This is a genomic window from Devosia sp. Leaf64, from assembly GCF_001421945.1.
Taxonomy (GTDB): Bacteria; Pseudomonadota; Alphaproteobacteria; order Rhizobiales; family Devosiaceae; genus Devosia.
Map to the genome: position 1 here is coordinate 273,856 of NZ_LMLO01000019.1, position 16,190 is coordinate 290,045.

The 16,190-nt window shown below is 62.0% G+C and carries 14 protein-coding genes; 4 read left to right on the forward strand and 10 right to left on the reverse strand.

Features of this window, described 5'->3' with window-relative positions; translation table 11 throughout:
• Positions 1-64: 64 nt before the first annotated feature.
• From ASE94_RS12555 to ASE94_RS12585, 7 genes are all read right to left on the reverse strand, one after another.
• Positions 65-1,489, reverse strand: a complete 1,425-nt coding sequence (locus tag ASE94_RS12555) for an aspartate aminotransferase family protein (RefSeq protein ID WP_062630667.1) — start codon at positions 1,487-1,489, stop codon at positions 65-67.
• Positions 1,490-1,512: 23 nt separating this feature from the next.
• A complete protein-coding gene (locus ASE94_RS12560; RefSeq protein WP_062630668.1) occupies positions 1,513-2,523 on the reverse strand; it encodes an NAD(P)-dependent oxidoreductase in 1,011 nt (336 codons plus the stop codon).
• 47 nt (positions 2,524-2,570) lie between these two features.
• Complete coding sequence (locus tag ASE94_RS12565) at positions 2,571-2,990, reverse strand: transporter (RefSeq protein WP_062630669.1); 420 nt, start codon at positions 2,988-2,990, stop codon at positions 2,571-2,573.
• 9 nt (positions 2,991-2,999) lie between these two features.
• The gene (locus tag ASE94_RS12570; RefSeq protein ID WP_062630670.1) at positions 3,000-4,337 is read right to left on the reverse strand and encodes an FAD-binding oxidoreductase; all 1,338 of its coding nucleotides are present in this window, start codon (positions 4,335-4,337) and stop codon (positions 3,000-3,002) included.
• Complete coding sequence (locus ASE94_RS12575; RefSeq protein ID WP_062630671.1) at positions 4,337-5,776, reverse strand: UbiA family prenyltransferase; 1,440 nt, start codon at positions 5,774-5,776, stop codon at positions 4,337-4,339. Before ASE94_RS12575 ends, ASE94_RS12570 begins: the two co-directional genes overlap by 1 nt.
• 248 nt (positions 5,777-6,024) lie before the next feature.
• Positions 6,025-7,461 carry an oligosaccharide flippase family protein gene (locus ASE94_RS12580; protein ID WP_062630672.1) on the reverse strand — a complete coding sequence of 479 codons (1,437 nt, stop codon included), beginning with the start codon at positions 7,459-7,461 and terminating at the stop codon, positions 6,025-6,027.
• On the reverse strand, positions 7,461-8,522 hold the full coding sequence (locus tag ASE94_RS12585; protein ID WP_062630673.1) for an endo-1,4-beta-xylanase: 1,062 nt from the start codon (positions 8,520-8,522) through the stop codon (positions 7,461-7,463). The genes ASE94_RS12580 and ASE94_RS12585 overlap by 1 nt, the downstream gene beginning before the upstream one ends.
• A 197-nt stretch (positions 8,523-8,719) precedes the next feature.
• Here ASE94_RS12585 and ASE94_RS12590 point away from each other — a divergent pair, with 197 nt between their 5' ends.
• Entirely contained in the window at positions 8,720-10,051 is a 1,332-nt protein-coding gene (locus ASE94_RS12590) for an O-antigen ligase (RefSeq protein WP_244484034.1), read from the forward strand.
• Positions 10,048-10,989: a glycosyltransferase gene (locus ASE94_RS12595; RefSeq protein ID WP_062630674.1), complete on the forward strand. Its 942-nt coding sequence runs from the start codon at positions 10,048-10,050 to the stop codon at positions 10,987-10,989. The genes ASE94_RS12590 and ASE94_RS12595 overlap by 4 nt, the downstream gene beginning before the upstream one ends.
• Here ASE94_RS12595 and ASE94_RS12600 read toward each other — a convergent pair.
• Positions 10,964-11,824 carry a DUF6492 family protein gene (locus ASE94_RS12600; protein WP_062630675.1) on the reverse strand — a complete coding sequence of 287 codons (861 nt, stop codon included), beginning with the start codon at positions 11,822-11,824 and terminating at the stop codon, positions 10,964-10,966. The genes ASE94_RS12595 and ASE94_RS12600 overlap by 26 nt on opposite strands.
• An 89-nt stretch (positions 11,825-11,913) precedes the next feature.
• Between ASE94_RS12600 and ASE94_RS12605 the strand changes: the two genes are divergently transcribed.
• Positions 11,914-12,984: a glycosyltransferase gene (locus tag ASE94_RS12605; RefSeq protein ID WP_156352132.1), complete on the forward strand. Its 1,071-nt coding sequence runs from the start codon at positions 11,914-11,916 to the stop codon at positions 12,982-12,984.
• A 107-nt stretch (positions 12,985-13,091) separates the two neighbouring features.
• Positions 13,092-13,883 carry a WecB/TagA/CpsF family glycosyltransferase gene (locus ASE94_RS12610; protein WP_062630677.1) on the forward strand — a complete coding sequence of 264 codons (792 nt, stop codon included), beginning with the start codon at positions 13,092-13,094 and terminating at the stop codon, positions 13,881-13,883.
• Positions 13,884-14,186: 303 nt separating this feature from the next.
• Here ASE94_RS12610 and ASE94_RS12615 read toward each other — a convergent pair whose 3' ends face one another.
• Together ASE94_RS12615 and ASE94_RS12620 are read right to left on the reverse strand one after the other, a co-directional pair.
• Positions 14,187-15,650, reverse strand: a complete 1,464-nt coding sequence (locus tag ASE94_RS12615; RefSeq protein ID WP_062630678.1) for a GumC family protein — start codon at positions 15,648-15,650, stop codon at positions 14,187-14,189.
• 108 nt (positions 15,651-15,758) lie between these two features.
• Positions 15,759-16,145 carry a YciI family protein gene (locus ASE94_RS12620; RefSeq protein WP_062630679.1) on the reverse strand — a complete coding sequence of 129 codons (387 nt, stop codon included), beginning with the start codon at positions 16,143-16,145 and terminating at the stop codon, positions 15,759-15,761.
• Positions 16,146-16,190: the final 45 nt, after the last annotated feature.

Here is a 16,190-nt window from a genome sequence, read left to right on the forward strand (position 1 = left end):
GTTGTGAAACTCAAATGATTCCGTTGTCACCCCGGCTTTCGCCGGGGTGACATTTTGTGAGGGATCAGCCGACCTGGGCTCTGACGAAGTCGGTGACGATTTTGACGACGCCGCGGGATAGGACGTCTTCCAGCGCGGTGATGAATTCGTCGACGTTTTCGCGGGTGCAGATCAGCGGGGGTTCCAAGCGAATGACGTTGCGGTTGTATTCGGTGAAGGCCACCAAGACGCCGTGATCGCGGAGGAGGTGGCTGCCAATGAAGCCGGGGAGCGAGCCCTTGAGCTTATCGTCGAGCGCGGCGACGACCGGGCGGAGGACGAGCGGCAGGGTCTGCGAGAAGTCGTGGAATTCGAGGCCCACCATGAGGCCGCGACCGCGGACGTCCTTGAGGAGCGTCGGGTATTTGGCCTGGAGGCCGCGGAGCTTTTCGAGAAGGTAATCTCCAACCTCGGCTGAATTGTCGATGAGGCCCTCATCATAGAGCAGGTTGATTGCTTCGATGGACGTGATCGAGGCTTCGCCGATGCCGCCAAAGGTCGCCATGGCGTGGATCATGGCGGTTTTATTGGTGCCATAGGCTTTCATATAGACGTCGCGCTTGGCGATCATGGCGCCAACCGCCGCCTTGCCGCCGCCGAGGGATTTGGCGAGGGCAGTGACGTCGGGGACGACGCCATAGTGTTCGAAGGCGTAGAATTTGCCGGTACGGCCGAAACCGCACTGCACTTCGTCGGCGACCCAGAGGACGCCATATTTGTCGCAAAGGGCGCGGAGCTTGGTCCAGAATTCTTGGCTTGCCGTGATGATGCCGCCGCCGCCCTGCACGGTTTCGAGGACGATCGTGCCGATGGTGGGATCAGACTTGAAGGCGGCTTCGATGGCGTCGATATCGCCGAAGGGGACGCGGACGGTGTTGTCGGTCAGCTTGAACTGGCCGCGATAAAGGGCGCCATCGGTGATCGAGAGCACACCCTTGGTTTTGCCGTGGAAGGAATTTTCCGCATAGACGATTTTGGGGCGCGCGGGGCCGGCGGCGCGTTCGGCGACCTTGATGGCTGCTTCCATGGCTTCGGAGCCCGAGGAGCCAAGGAAGACCATGTCGAGATCGCCGGGGGAGCAGGCTGCGATATTGCTCGCGAGCGCTGTGGCATATTGCGAGAGGAAGGCGATGGCGATTTCCTGGCGCTTTTCTTCGGCGAATTTCTTGCGCGCTTCAAGGATACGCGGGTGATTGTGGCCGAAGGCGAGGGAGCCGAAGCCGCCGAAGAAGTCGAGGATTTTACGGCCGGTCTGGTCGTAATAATACATGCCCTCGGCGCGCTCGATCTTGATCTTGTGAAAGCCCAGCAGCTTCATGAAATGAAGCTGGCCGGGGTTCATGTGCTGGGCAAAGAGATCGTTGATGGTCTTGATGTCGAGCGCCTTGGCGTCTTCGACGCTGAGGAGCTTGGGCTTGACCGTCTTGGTTTCGGGGAGAGGCAGGTTCATGACACTGGACACCGGGGTTTTCCTCACGCGGCCTTGGATTGGGTGACGGCGGCGGGCTCATTGCCGGCCAGTTTCTTGCGGTACTCGGTATAGGCGGCGATGAGCATGTCTTCGTCGCGATATTGCGGGACCCAGTTGAGTTCGCGCTCGCCCTTCGAGACATCGAGAATGCACATCTCGTCGGCGATCAGATATTGCTCGGGGTCCATGATCGGCATGTTCAAGAGATCGAGGAAATCGAGCGTGCGCTTGACGGCCCAGCCGGGCGTGGGGACCAGCAGCGAACGCGAGCCGGCATGCTTGATCAGCTTGGTGAGCAGTTGGCGCGTGGTGGGCGGGTTGAGCGAGCCGAGATTATAGACCTCGTTCGGGACGCCCGCCGTATAGGCAGCGTGGGCGGCGGAGGCGCAATCGAAAACCGAAATGAACTGGTAGGGGTTTTTGCCTGAGCCGATCATCGGGACCGGCAGGTTCATGTCGATCAGCTTGAAAAGCTTGGCGAGAATGCCGAGGCGGCCGGGGCCGATGATGAGGCGCGGGCGGAAGAGGGAAATGTTCATGCCGCGCTGGCGCCAATCGGCGGCCAGGAGCTCGGTCTTGTATTTCGAGAGGCCATATTCGCCCAGGGGGGCGCAGGGGTGGTCCTCTTTTTGCGGCCAGGTGAAGGTGTGGCCATAGACCATGTCCGTCGTGAAATGGACGAGGCGGTTGGCGCCGGCCGCATCCATGGCGCGGATGATGTTTTCGGTGCCGTAAAAATTCACCGGAAAGAAGAAATCGTGCCGCTTGGCGCGGGTCTGGATCGGCGAGAGCATTTTCGCCGAGAGGTTATAGACCATGTCATCGGGCTTGATGCCGAGCTGGCGGATCGAAACTTCGCTCGTGACGTCCGTTTTGACGAACTGGGCTTCGCGATAGTGCGGCAGATCGGATTTGACGATGTCGGCGACGATGACCTCGTGACCGTCGTTGAGAAGGCGTGGGGCCAGGTGCCGGCCGACAAAGCCATCGCCGCCGAAAATGATGTGTCGCATTCTGTGTCCCGCTCTGAATGTCTTTGAATGGATGGTGTCGATGGGTTTTAGGTGCCGGCCCGTTCGAGGCTGGCGACGGTGGTGGTTTCGGTGTGCTTCGTGCCGCCCTGGGCGATGAGCACGGTGCCGAGGCAAATGAGCGCGATGCCCGCGATCTTGAGGGCGCCGAGGTCTTCCTTGAAGACGAGCCAGGCGAAGATGGCGACGGCCACATAGGCCAGGCTCAAAAAGGGATAGGCGAAGGAAATATCGACCTTGGAGAGCACATAAAGGTGCGAGGCCATTGAGATGACGAAGGTCGTCAGCCCCGCGAAAACCCAAGGGTTGAAGACGATCTGGAAGATGCGAAGGATCGCGGTATCGGCGGTGAAGCTGATCGAGCCCATGGAGGTCATGCCCGCTTTCAGCATGAGCTGGGCGGCCGCATTGGTGAAGACGGTGAAGAGGATGAAGGGGAGGTAAGCCATTATTGTCCTCTATTCGGCGGCCAGCGCCGGCATGGGATGGGAAAGGGCAAGCGCGGTGCGTCGCCAGAAATTGGAATTGAATTTTGGATCGCGCAGGTGCTCGAGCTTTTCCCAATCGGGGAAGCCGGCGGCAAAGGTTTCAGCGCTCATGTGCTGATCCTTGTAAGGATTGACGCGGCCGCCGGCGGCGGTGGTCATGGCGTCGAGGCGATCGAGGAGGGCTCGGGTCGAGGCGCCGCGATTGGAAAAATCCATGGTCAGCGTGTAGCCGGGCCGCGGGAAGGAGAGGAGGCCGGGGGAGGGCACCGCGCCGAAGCGTTTGAGGACCGTGAGGAACGAGGCCTCGCCAGCGTCGCGGCTCGCGGCAAGGAGGGCCGGGATGGTTTTGCGCGCGGCGGCGAAGGGGATGATGCTCTGGTGCTGGTAAAGGCCCTTTGGGCCATAGAGGCGGTTCCAGTTTCCGACCGCGTCGAGGGGGTAAAAGAAGCTGCCATATGGGCTGAGATGGGTGCCCGACTTGCGCACCTTGGCGTGGAAGTAGGCGGTGTTGAAGCCGCGGAGGCTGAGGCCATTGAGCATGGAGAACGGCATTTCAAATGGGACGGTGAGCTTCGTCGCGCGGGCGGAGACGGCGAAATTGCCGTTGTCGGCGTGGTTGCCGGTCAAGAGGACGCCGCGGCCGGTGTTCTTGCCGGTGGCGAGCTGATCGACCCAGGCGACGGCATATTCGTTTTCGGCGTCGGCGGCTTCGGCCATGTCGAAATAGGCGTCGAGCGAAGAAAAAGGCGTGATGGTTTCGGCGATGTCGAGCGAGCCGCCGCGCATCAGGCGGATCGAGGCGGTGAGGATGATGCCGGTGAGGCCCATGCCGCCGATCGTGGCAGCGAAGAGCTCGGGGTTTTCGTCCGGCGAACAAGCGTGGACCGTGCCGTCGGAGCGGAGGAGTTCGAAGCCGGTGACGTGGCAGCCGAACGAGCCGCGGCGATGGTGGTTCTTGCCGTGGACATCATTGGCGATGGCGCCGCCGAGGGTGACGAAGCGGGTGCCGGGGGTGACGGGCAAGAAATAGCCGTGCGGCGCCACGTGTGCGATCAGCTCTTCGAGCGTCGCGCCGGCTTCGGCAGTGAGAAGACCGGTTTCGGGATCGAAATCGAGAATGGCGTGGCGGCCGCGCATGGGGACAAGCGCGCCGCCGTCATTGTGGCAGGTATCGCCATAGGATTTGCCGTTGCCGAAGGCGAGAAAACTCGTCGTCGTGGTCCCGGCGCGCATGGCAAGGATGGCGGTTTCGGGCGGAATGGCGGTGCGGGTTCGGCGGTCGAGCCGGCCAAAGCTGTCAAAGCTCATCAAAAGACGCTCCCGATCAGCATGAAGCCGACGCCGATGGCGACGAAAAGCTGGCTGCGCCAATCGGTGGCGATGAAGACGACGGGGTCGTCGTGCATTTCGCGGCGATAGGCGAGGATCCAGATGCGGATGGTGATGTAGAGGACGATCGGCACGAGCGGCCAGATCAGCCAGGGGGAGGTGTAAAAGCCGATGACATCCTGGCTTTGGATATAAAGCGCGAGAACGAGGGCGGCGGTGAAGGCGGAGGCGATGCCGGCCTGGCCGACGATGAAAATATCCTCCGGCCGATAGCCGCGCCCGGCGATCCGATCGCGCTCGGAGACCTTGGACGTCTGGAGTTCCACATAGCGCTTTACGAGCGCCAGGGAGAGGAAGAAGAACATCGAAAAGGCGATGAGCCAGAAGGACAAGGGCAGGTTGGCCGCCGCCTTGCCGCCAATGATCCGAAGGGTGTAGAGGCCGGCAAGGCACAGCACATCGACCAGCAGCATGCGCTTGATAGCGAAGGAATAGGCGGTGGTGGTGACTGCATAGAGCGCGATGACGAGCGCAAAGAGCGGGGGCAGCGTGAAACAGATTGCTGCAGCCAACACCATGAGGCCGCCGGAAACGGTGAGGCCGAAGGGAATGGAGAAGGTGCCATTAGCAAACGGCCGATTGCGCTTGGTGGCGTGCTGGCGATCGAGCGGCAGGTCGATGATGTCGTTGAGGATGTAGATTGCCGAGGCCGCCGCGCAGAAAGCGAAGAAGGCCAGGAGTGACTCGAACATCACCGCGGCATTGGTGACCTCGTGGGACAAGACGGCCGGCGCAAAGACCAGGGCGTTCTTGAGCCATTGATGGCAGCGCAGCATCTTGGCATAGGTTTTCAGGCTCGACTTGGGGGCATCGAAGCGCTGGGCGCCGGTGCGCTGCTGATAGCGATGGGCGGCTACGTCGGGGGCGACGACGATGGCGTTTCGCGCAGCATCGAAGACTTCGATATCGGCCCGATCGTTGCCGGCATAGTCAAAGCCCTTCTCGCCAAAGGTATCGGTGAGGAGTTTTGCCTTGTTGTGGGCGGCGAGATTGACCGTGTTGTCGGAACTGTAGACGGCCGAGAAGATGCCCAGGTGATCGGCGACGGCGCGCGCGAAAGGCGCGGCGGCGGCGGTGACGAGGATGAGATCGCGACCGAGGGCCTTTTGCGTCGTCAGAAAAGCGAGGAAATCCTGGCGATAGGGGAGGAGGCTGGCATCGAAGTCGATGCGCCGGGCGATCTCGGCCTTGAGCCGCGCCTTGCCGCTCAGCGCCCAGATCGGCACGAGGAAGACGAAAAGCGGGTTTTTCTTGAGAAGCTGAAACAGACTCTCCCACAGCAAATCCGCCTGGATCAGCGTGCCGTCGAGATCAACTGCCAAAGGCAGGTCCATAGCGTTCTGTACCCGTACGTTCATTGTCGCGCACCCCATTTCGGGAGCAGCGCATGGAGAGGGAGCATGTTTGCGCTCGCTTCCGGTTACGCCGTCCCGCCGGAGGCTTCTGCTTCCGGCATCGTGCCCATTTGGGCTTGTCTTGGCGTTGATCTAGGGGTTCAACCTATTAATTAGGTCTGATCTTGCGCCTTTGACTGCGGCAGAACTTGGCGACGGGCGGTCATATCTTGGGCCAAGGTTTAAAGAGCTTTGGCAGACAAGGTAAAGTTTTATCGAACGGCAGGGGTCGGCTTGGGCGAGGCGGCAAGCGTTTTGAGACGTGTGCGGATGCCGGCAATATCGAGCCCATAGGCGGCCAGCCCGTAGGCGAGGACGCCGGCAAGGATGGGCAGGGCGATATCGAGCGCGCCATAGCCCGGCATGACCCGGTCGAGCCAGAAAGCGGGGAGGGCCATGATCAGGGTTGCCAAGCCAACCCTGAGGAGCGAGGGCGGCGCGAGAGGTAATCGGTAGGACCAGCGCGTCAGGACATAGCCGATGATCATGCCCAGTGCTTCAGACAGCACCAGGGCCCAGGCGGCGCCGGCAAGGCCGAAGCGCGGCACGAGGATGAAAAGGGCGGCGGCATTGAGCGCCAAGGTGACGACGCCCTGGGCCAGCATGAGGCCGGGCTTGCGTTTGACCTGAAAACTGACATGGAGAATCTGGTAGGTCACGGAGCGGAAGAGCCAGGCGAGGGCGAGAATGGGGATCAGGCTCGTGGCCTCGATCCGAAACTCTTCGCCGAGCACGACGAAAGCCAGCTTGCCGGCGACGATGGCGAGGCCCGCGGCGGCGGGTGCCAGAATGGCGAGCAGCATTTCGGTGCTTTCCACCAGGTGCTGATCGAGCCCGTTATGATCGTCACGCGCCAGAAAATGGACGGCAATGGGCACGACGGCGGTGCCGATGGCAACGCCGGGAAAGAGCATGATCTGGCGCACGAGGTCGGCCGAGGCGCCATAAAGCCCTGCGGCGTGCTCACCCATGGCGCCGGCCAGCACGAAGCGATCGAGCATGGTCTGAAGGACGAAGACCGTGCTCGAGACGGTCATCGGCAGACCAAAGACCAGCAGGGCGCAGAGGAGTTTTGGCTCGAAGGGTTTTAACGGGCCCCGCCAGATGGTGGCGGCAAAGAGCAGGCTCGTCAGCCCGTAGGACAGCGCCACGCTCGTGACGAGACCGGTGCCGCCAAGGCCAAAGACATTGACGAGAAGCAGCGAGAGAATGAGCGCGAAAACGGCGCGGACGATGGTCGAGACGAGGTAAAGCCGGGTCTTTTGCCTGGCGCGATAGGTCTCGAGATAGAATTCGAAGAGCCCGATACCGAAGGCAAGAAGAATGGCAGGAAGGAGACTTTCCGCATAGCCGGGCGCCAAGGCAGCAATGGCAAAGTAGAGCACCGGAATAAGCGGGGTCATGCACAAAAGGGCGAGCCCGGCGGTGAGGCGGAGATCGGTTTCCTCATGCCCGGCCGTGAAGGGCACGACGGAGGACTTTATCCAGTTAAAGAGAAAGGCCGAAAGCATCGAGGCCAGGCTAAAGCCCAGGATATAGACGCCATAATCGTGCGGGCCCAGGAGCCGGGTGAAGATCATCACCGAAGCAAAGCCCAGGATCGCCGTGACGATATTGGCGACCAGATATGTCGAGACCTGGCGGACCATCAGGAAAAGCTATGGGTAAACTCTTGGATGACGTCCATGAGTGGCTTGGGCTTGAAATCGGCATCGAGCGGCAGCGGCCGGTTGGGCAGGCCATCGCCGCGGCTGAACCAGATCGGCACCCAGGTGTGCTGATCGGTGATGCCCCAGGTGAGAACGCGTTCGGGTCGCGCGGCGGCGCCGATGGCGGCAAGAAATTGTCGGGCGCATTCGGCGACGGCTGCGTCGCGCTCGGCGATATCGGCGGGCAATTCGTTGTCGATAACGTCGAGCTCGGTGACGAGGATGGCAAGGCCCATGGCCTTGACCTCAGCGACGAAACTGGTGAGCCCAGACGAGTCGATCGGGACGGCGCCATGCAGGTGTCCCTGAATGCCCACAGCATGAAGGGGAACGCCGCGATCGAGGAGATCGCGCAGCAGATCGAGTAGGGCCTTGCGGCGGGCCCGGCCGCGATCGGTGGCCTGTTCGATATCATAATCGTTGATGACGAGCTGGGCTTCGGAATCGGTTTCGGCGGCGGTGCGCAAGGCAAGCTCGATATAATCGGCGCCGAGATATTTCTGCCAGACGGATTCGCGGATGAGATCGCCGGGCTTGGGGTGATCGGCGAGGGGTTCGTTGACAACGTCCCAGCTCTTGATCCGACCCTTGTACCGGCCAACGACGCTGCGGATATGGCTGGTCAGTTCGAGGCGCGCTTCATCGGCGCTCGCGATCTCATTGGTCCAATCGGGCATGGCACCATACCAGGCCAGGGTATGGCCCCGCATTTCAAGCCCATGCTCTTCGGCAAAAGCCATGAGCTGGTCGGCCTGTTCGAAGTTGAAGGTATGGCGATCTGGCCGCAGGTCGCCCCATTTGAGATTGCCTTCACTCACCACGACCTGGCAATAATCGAGCACGGCCTTCTGATAGGCGGGATCACCAAAGAGCGGATCGGTGCGGATGCAGGTGCCATAGGGGATGGGCTCGCCGCCGGCCGCCATGGCGGCCAGGGTCGGCGCCAGATAGGACAGGGCACTGGCGCCAAGGGCACCCAAGACAAAATCCCGTCTCTGCATGCTCGATCCTTCACGGAAAAATGCCGCAAGGGCTGCGGCTTCCTGCCATTATGCGCGCTAGAGCCAGTAATCTCACCAAGTGGCGGGTTTTAGCGTTAACGCTCTATCAGCCAATTGCGCTTTGGCTGAACCAATTATGCAGACTTTTCTGGCAGATTGGCCAAAGAAAATGCGGCCCGGACGGGAAGAATAAGACAGTGTCCGACGAGGAACTGCACAATTATAATCCCCAGGGTGGCTGGTTCGCCGCGATGCTTTTCGTGGCGGTCTTTTGCTATTTCTGGATCGGTATCAGTCCTTTGTCCGACCCAAAAGCCGGCACGCTCGCCGCCTATGGCGATACGTCCAACGCCTTGAACCAGCTGATTGTGCTGGCCATGTCGATGCTGGTCATGACCATGCTGGCGCTGCATCCGAGCCGGGAGCTGGTGCTCAGGGCCTATTGGCCGCTGGCGGCGATCTTTTTGTGGATTGCTCTGACCATTCCATTCGCCGACTCGCCCGATAGCGCCATCCGGCGCTCGGTCTATTCGCTGCTTGTCTGCATCTGCGCCAGCGCGGTGCTGCTCTTGCCGCGGGACACCAACCAGTTCGCCCGGCTCGTCGGGATCTGTCTGTTCTTGGCGGTGGGGCTTTCTTATTTAGGCGTCATCGTCTTGCCGGCGCGGGCCATTCACCAGGCGACGGATCTATCCGAACAGGCGCTGGCGGGCGACTGGCGCGGGCATTTTGGGCACAAGAATACCGCGGCGGCGGCCATGGCCTTTGCCGTGTTCTTCGGGTTTTACCTGATGAAGATGCAGCGGTTCTGGATCGGGCTGGTGCTGGTCGTCCTCGCGGGGGTTTTCGTGCTCAATTCCGGGGGCAAGACGGCGGCGGCGATGTTGCCCGCCGTTCTGGTCGCGACCTGGATTTTCGAACGTGCGGGACCTATGCGGCTGGTGCTGGTGGTCGGGACGCTCATTGTGTTCAATGCCATCATCCTAACGGTTGCGGTGTCGCCGCCGGTCGCCGCCTTCGTTTCGGGACTGGGGATCGATGCGAGTTTTACCGATCGCACCTCGATCTGGCAGTTGGCGCTGTCGGCGGTGGCTGATCGGCCCTTGACGGGCTACGGGTTTCAATCGTTCTGGCAGACCGATGCGCTGTTTTACGGCAATCACTCGGCCTCGACCTGGGCGGTGACGGCGGCCAATGCGCATAATGGCTATGTGGATCAACTGATCAATGGGGGATGGCCGCTGCTGATCCTCATTCTTATCTGGATCGTCATCCTGCCCTGCCGGCAGGCTTCGGTGGCGCTGGCGCGAGGGACCGATCCGGACCTGACGCGGCTCTATCTGCGGATCTGGCTGTTCGGACTTTTGACTAGCTGCCTTGAAAGCCCGATCTTTGAGAATAGCGGGCCGCTGTGGTTCACGCTGCTGATTGCGGTGTTTGGCTTGCGGCTGCAGGCGACCGCAGGACTGGTGGGTGCGGCGCCGCAGCTTGAGCCGCGTGGGCCGCGGTTTGCAGGAGCGCATTCATGAGCCGCGCGATCGAGGCTGTCGTCTGCATTCCGACTTTTCGCCGACCCGATTGGCTGGCGCGGACGATTGGCTCAGTCCTGGCGCAAAAGACCGATTTTGGCTTTGCGGTGGTGGTCGTCGACAATGATGCCGGGGGCCAGGAAGGGGCGTCGCGGACGCGGGCGATGTTTGCCGATGCCGGGATCGAGACGCGGGTCGTGGTCGAGAGCGCGCAGGGCAATTGCCATGCGATCAATCGGGCCTTTGGGACGGCGCTAAGCGAATTTCCAGAGGCGCGGCATTTTTTGATGATCGACGATGATGAAATGGCGTTGCCCGGGTGGCTGCAGGCCATGGTCGACACCGCGCTTCGCGAAAAGGCGGATATCGTCGGGGGCCCGGTGATCCGGCAATTCGATGTGCCGGTGCCGGAAAGTCTTGCGCAGCATCAGTTGTTCGTCTCGATCGAGGGGGAGACGCGGGCGCTCGATCAAATCCATGGCTCGGGCAACTGCCTGATCGGGCGGCATGTGTTCGAGGCGATGCCGAAGCCGCCCTTCGATGTGCGCTATAATTTCCTCGGCGGCGGGGACATGGATTTTTTCACCCGCTGCAAGCAGGCTGGCTTTACCACCTGGTGGTGCGCAGAGGCGGTGGTGCATGAATTCGTCGCGGCGGAGCGGGTGACCGCAAAATTCCTGATGCAGCGCTCGATCCGGACGGGCAGTATCAACTATGTCGTCGACCGGACGCATTTGTCGGCGCCGGCGGCCTGGGCGAAGAATGGGGTGAGCCTGATGTTTGGGGTGGGGCGGAGTCTTGGTCTGCTGCTCAAGGGTGGATCGGTCGTCAGCGCCAGCCATCCGCTGCTGGTTTCGGTCGGGCGGGTGGTGGCGAGCCTTGGATTTTTGCCGCAGCCCTATAAGGCCGGGGCTAAGCCAAGGCCGCCGCGCGGATAAGCTCGATCGGCGTGCCCGAATGGGACTGGATGGCGATGGCCACCTGATCCTCGGTCATGCCGGCGATGAAGGCGCCGAGATCCTCGCGGGTGAGCGGGGTGCTGTCCCAATGGGTGCGGCAGAGGCTTTTTTTGGTGAGCGCGTGGCGGGCAGCGAGGGCCGGATCATGGGCAGTGGCGACGCCATAAAGCAGATATTCGGAGAATTGGCGGCGGCGGCAGAGGCTGGCCCACCACTTTGCGCCGGTGGTCGCTTCGATGCGGGCAAGAATGGTGGCAACGCTCTCGCGCTCCCAGGTGATCATCTGGCCGATATAGTCGGGGCCGGGAAGTGTGGGCGGGGAGAGGCCGAGGACGGCGTGGGCGGTTTGTAGCCAGGAGAGATGGGCGGGCTTGGTTTCGTCGATGTCGTTTGGCGCCCAAAAAAGCGGGGTCTTCTCGGCGTGGGCGAGGGCGCTGAAGTCGACGGGACGCACGAAGCAATTGTCGGAATCTATGCACATGACACGCGACTGGCTCTGGTGCAGGGTCATGGCGAGCTTGCGCAATTGCTGCAGGTGCCAGCCATAGACTGGGAGGCCGATTTCGGGGCGCCACCAATAGCGACGACCGCGCCAGCGCCCGACGGAGACAAAGCGCGGCAGGAGCGCGCTGTGGGGCACGACTTGGCGGCGCGGGCCGGCAAGTGGCGCAAAGAGCGAAGCATCTTCGTCGCCGACGACGAGATAATGCCGGTCAAAGCCAGTGACGTGACGATCAATGGAGGCGCAGAGCAGCTGACAGCTCGCAAAATCCCCGGAATAGCTGGGTGTGATCAGCGAGATCGAGGCGGTCATGGTTTCTCCTGCCGGATGGGGCAAGCCGACGTTAACGGGGCGAGGCTAAGGTAGCGTTACCCGGCCAGAGCCTCGGAATCGAGATAGACGTGCGCCCAAAATACCTCGTTCTGATTTCAGCGGCGGCGGAGACGTGTGGGGTCGAGGCGTTTTCGCGGCTTTTGGCTAAGGCGCTGGGCGGCAGGGGAGACACCGCTGTTCTGGGGGCGGGGCTTTCCGGCTTGCACCGGGCCATTGCCGCGAGCGATGCGGTGGTTTTCAATTTTCCGATCGTTGCCTGGAAGAAGAAGCTTCTGGCGCCGGGGCTGACGGCGCTTTTGGCGCGGGTGATGGGCCGGGACGTGGTGAGCGTGCTGCATGAGTGGTTGGCGCTCGACTGGAAGCGGCGGATGGTCTTGATGCCGGTGGTGCTCCTCTCGAACCGGCTGGTGTTTTCGGCGCCCGAGATTGCCGCGGAGTTTGCGGGAACGCGGCTTTCGGGGCTCGTGACGCGGGAGCGGGTGGTCATTCCCATTCCGCCCAATATCGCGCCCGAAGTGGTGCCGTGGCCGACGGTCCATAGCGCGCGCCTACAAGAGATGCGGGCGGCGGGGCGGATGATCCTTGGGCAGTTCGGCTCGATCTATCCCAAGAAGCAGTCTGGGCTCGTGCTCGATGTTGCGGCGCGCCTCTTGGCCGAGGGCCACGATATGGGCGTCGTCTTTGCCGGCTCGTTCATCAAGGGAATGGACGATGTCGAGGCGCAGTTTTTTGCGCGCGTCGAGGCGCTGGGATTGCGCGATCGGGTCATTGTCACGGGGTTTGTCGCGGGGGACGATGAACTGGCCGGCATATTCGAAGCGGTCGACGTGTTCTGCTATATTTTTGCCGAGGGGCTGACGGCGCGGCGCGGCAGCGTGCTGGCCGCGGCGCTTTCGGGCAAGCCCGTTGTCGTCAATGCGCCCGAGCATGATGAGGCGCTGGCCCATCATCGTCTGTTCCTTAGGTTAATAGCCGAGGGACACATCCATCTCGTGCCGTTCGCAGCCGACATTCCCGCCATTGCCGAGGCGGTAATCGCTGCAAAATCGAGTGCTCACAGCACCTTGTCTGCAGAGGCGGAAATCGCTACGCTTTGGCAGGACATTACTCATCGTCTTGACGGGCCGGCAGCTCGTTAAAATGCGATCTATCGTTCCAAACGGCCATTAATGCTTCGCCTAGTCTGCGTTTTACACCTCCTGCCCCCCATGGCACTGCTGATGTGACGTAGTTTGAAGGTAAGCCCATGAAGCCTTTCGAGCCCACGAAAGACGGCTTGGTCATCGAAGAACCAACCACCGTCATCGGCGGACTTCCCGTGTCGGTTCTCGGCATGGAAGAGTCCGCGCGCATGCTCGTGCGCACGGCGCTCTGGGCCCGTGGCCAGGATGTGCGTCCCTTCTATTCGACGTCCGCCAATGGGCAGGTGATCGCGCTCGCTTCCGAAGACGAGGCGTTTCGCGCGCTGGTGACCGAGGCCGATCAGGTGCATGCCGACGGCATGCCGATGGTCAAGCTTTCGGGCTATGTGGCGAGCGACGAAATCACCGAGCGCGTCGCCACCACCGATCTCATCCATGCCGTCGCCCGGCTCGCGCAGAAGGCGGGCGTCAGCTTTTATTTTCTGGGCGCGACGCCGGAGGTCAATCGGCGGTCGGTGTCGAATATGCGCTGGCGCTATCCCAACCTGATCTTTGCCGGGGCGCGTGACGGCTATTTCAGCCGGGATCAGGAAGCGGCGGTGATCGCCGAGATCGTGGCCACCAAGCCGGACATTCTCTGGATCGGCCTTGGCGTGCCCAAGGAGCAGGAATTCGTTGCGCGCAATATCGAGGCGCTACGCGGGGTCGGGGTGATCAAGACCTCGGGCGGGCTGTTCGATTTTCTTTCGGGCAAGAATAGCCGGGCGCCGAAGTGGATGCAGGATATCGGCATGGAATGGGCTTATCGCGCCATTCTCGAGCCAAGGCGGCTTTTGGGGCGCTATATCAAGACCAATCCCGCCGCGCTCTGGCAGATTATTTTTCATTCGAAGTAGTGGCGTTCATCCGGGCGAGGATTTTCGCTGAAGCGGGATGACGTTTTGGGAGGCGGGCATGCCCCAACCTCTGTCTTTCCCGCGGGCTTGACCCGAGGGTCACTTGCTCATGCCGAAATGTTGTGGCTCCCACACGGCCCTCGGGTCGAGCCCGAGGGAAGGGCGGTGGTTGTGGTGAGCTTGGCTGATCCAAAATGAGTTCGGATTGGATTGTCGCCGGATAAGGCGGGGATCGAGCTTGAGATCTGAGGATGGGCCCCGGCTTTCGCCGGGGTGACAGCCGGAGTGTGATGCTGAACCGCTTTAGGCGGTTTTGACCCTGGCCTTTTGCGCGCGGCGCGGGCGTTGGGGCATGAGAGTGGTGAGGAGGCCGAGGGCGGCGGCGAGTGCTAGGCCGAGGATGAGGCCGCCGAAGAAGCCGCCGGCGGCGAGGACCATGCTGCGGGGCGGATAGCTGCGGGCGATGGGTTCGACAGCGGGAGAAATGACGCGCACTTTTGAGGTGTTGAGCTGGCTGCGTTCGGCAACCTGCTGGGCGCGGGTGAGATAGGCTTCATAAATGGCGACGCTCGAGGCGGCGGTGCGCTCGAGCTGCCGCAGTTCGAGTTGGGCCTGCTCGTCGGTAAAGACATTGCCCATCTGCGTCCCCGCAGCATTGCTGAGCTGGTCGAAGACATCGCGGGCGCGCTGGAGATCGGTGCGGGCGGTTTCGACGGTGCGAGCCACTTCGGCATCGATCTCGCCCTGGAGCGCGGTCTGTTCGGCGCGGGCGGTTGCAAGATTGGGATGGCGCGGGCCCATGGTGGCGGCGAGCGCATCGGCCTTTTGTTTGGCGATGGCATATTCGCGGCGGAGCTGGGCGAGGGTCTCGGTTTCCTGCGCGTCGGCGCTGGCCGTGCCGGAATTGAGGGCGGCATAGCGCGCTTCGGCGGCGATGAGCGTTTCGCGCGCCGTATCGACCTGGGTGTTGATCTGGACGGCGCTTTGCGTGCTGAGCTGGCCATCGCTCGACATGGGAAGGTTATTGGCGCGGCGATAATCGACGACGGCGGATTCGGCGGCGGCGGCATCGTTGCGCAGTTCGGTGAGGCGCAGGTTGAGGGCATCGGAGGCGTTGCGCGCGCCCTCGGAATCGGCATCGGCCAATTCGACGAGGAAGGCGTTGACGAGAGAATTGGTGATGGCTGCCGAAAGGGCCGGGGTGCGGGCCCAGACAGATGCCGTCACCACGTAAGAGCGTTCTTCGCGGCTGACGCGGACGCGATCGGAGAGAGAGCGAATGGCGGCAAGGCGATTATCGGAGCCGGCCTGGTTCGCATCGGCGGGATCGGCGAAATCGGGATTTTCGGCGAGGTTGAGTTCGTCGACGACGCGGCCGAGAACGCTAATCGAAGAGAGAATGCGCATCTTGCTTTCGACGTCGATCAATTGCGCATCGCCCTGAGCGGCGCGGGAATAGAGATCGTCGGCAACGAGCTGGAGATCGTTGGGATCAAGCAAAATATCGGAATAGCTGGTGTAGCGCGGCGGAATGATCGTGCCCGCGGCATAGCCCGCTATGGCGCCGAGAACGGCGAGCACCAGCGCGATGAGCCAGAAGCGACGAACCCAGCCGAGAATAACGATCGGGGTGATGTTCGCGAGGACCGCCTGAGGCGGCTTTGGCTGCACAAGCGGCTCGATACGCAGCGGGCGCTGCCCAATCGGACGGCGCGGAAGCCCGGCGGGGGCAGGCGCAACAGCATCGGATTTGAGTGGCTGATACATGCGGCTCGGCTGTCTGACAGTTTTCCGAGCAGCACTATAGGCGAGAAGCGTAAAATCCGCGTTGCCAAATGCCCAACGCGGTTAAGCAGATACTGCCTCGGGCCTTGGTCAAACTGCGACTGTGTCCGGCAGGGCGCTTGGCAAATAGATGCGGAGCGGGCGGATTTCATAAGCGCCGGGGCCGGGATTGGCGACCGAGAGCTTTTTGGCGAAATCGACGGCTTCATCGATGGTGTCGACGTCGGCGACGTAAAAGCCGAGGAACTGTTCCTTGGTTTCGGCGAAGGGGCCGTCAAAGACGACATGCTCGCCATTGGCCTTGCGCAGGGTCTTGGCTTCCGTGGTGTTTTGGAGGCGCACGACGGGGCCGAGCTTGCCGACGGAGCGCAGGCCATCCTGGACTTCGCCGAGGCGCGCCATGCAGGCATCGTCTTCTTCCTTGGTCCAGGTCGAGACGGCGTTTTCGTCGTTATAGCAGAGAATTGCGTATAGCATGATGGACCTCGCTCCCGACACACTCATGGGCAGGCACTATGCTGA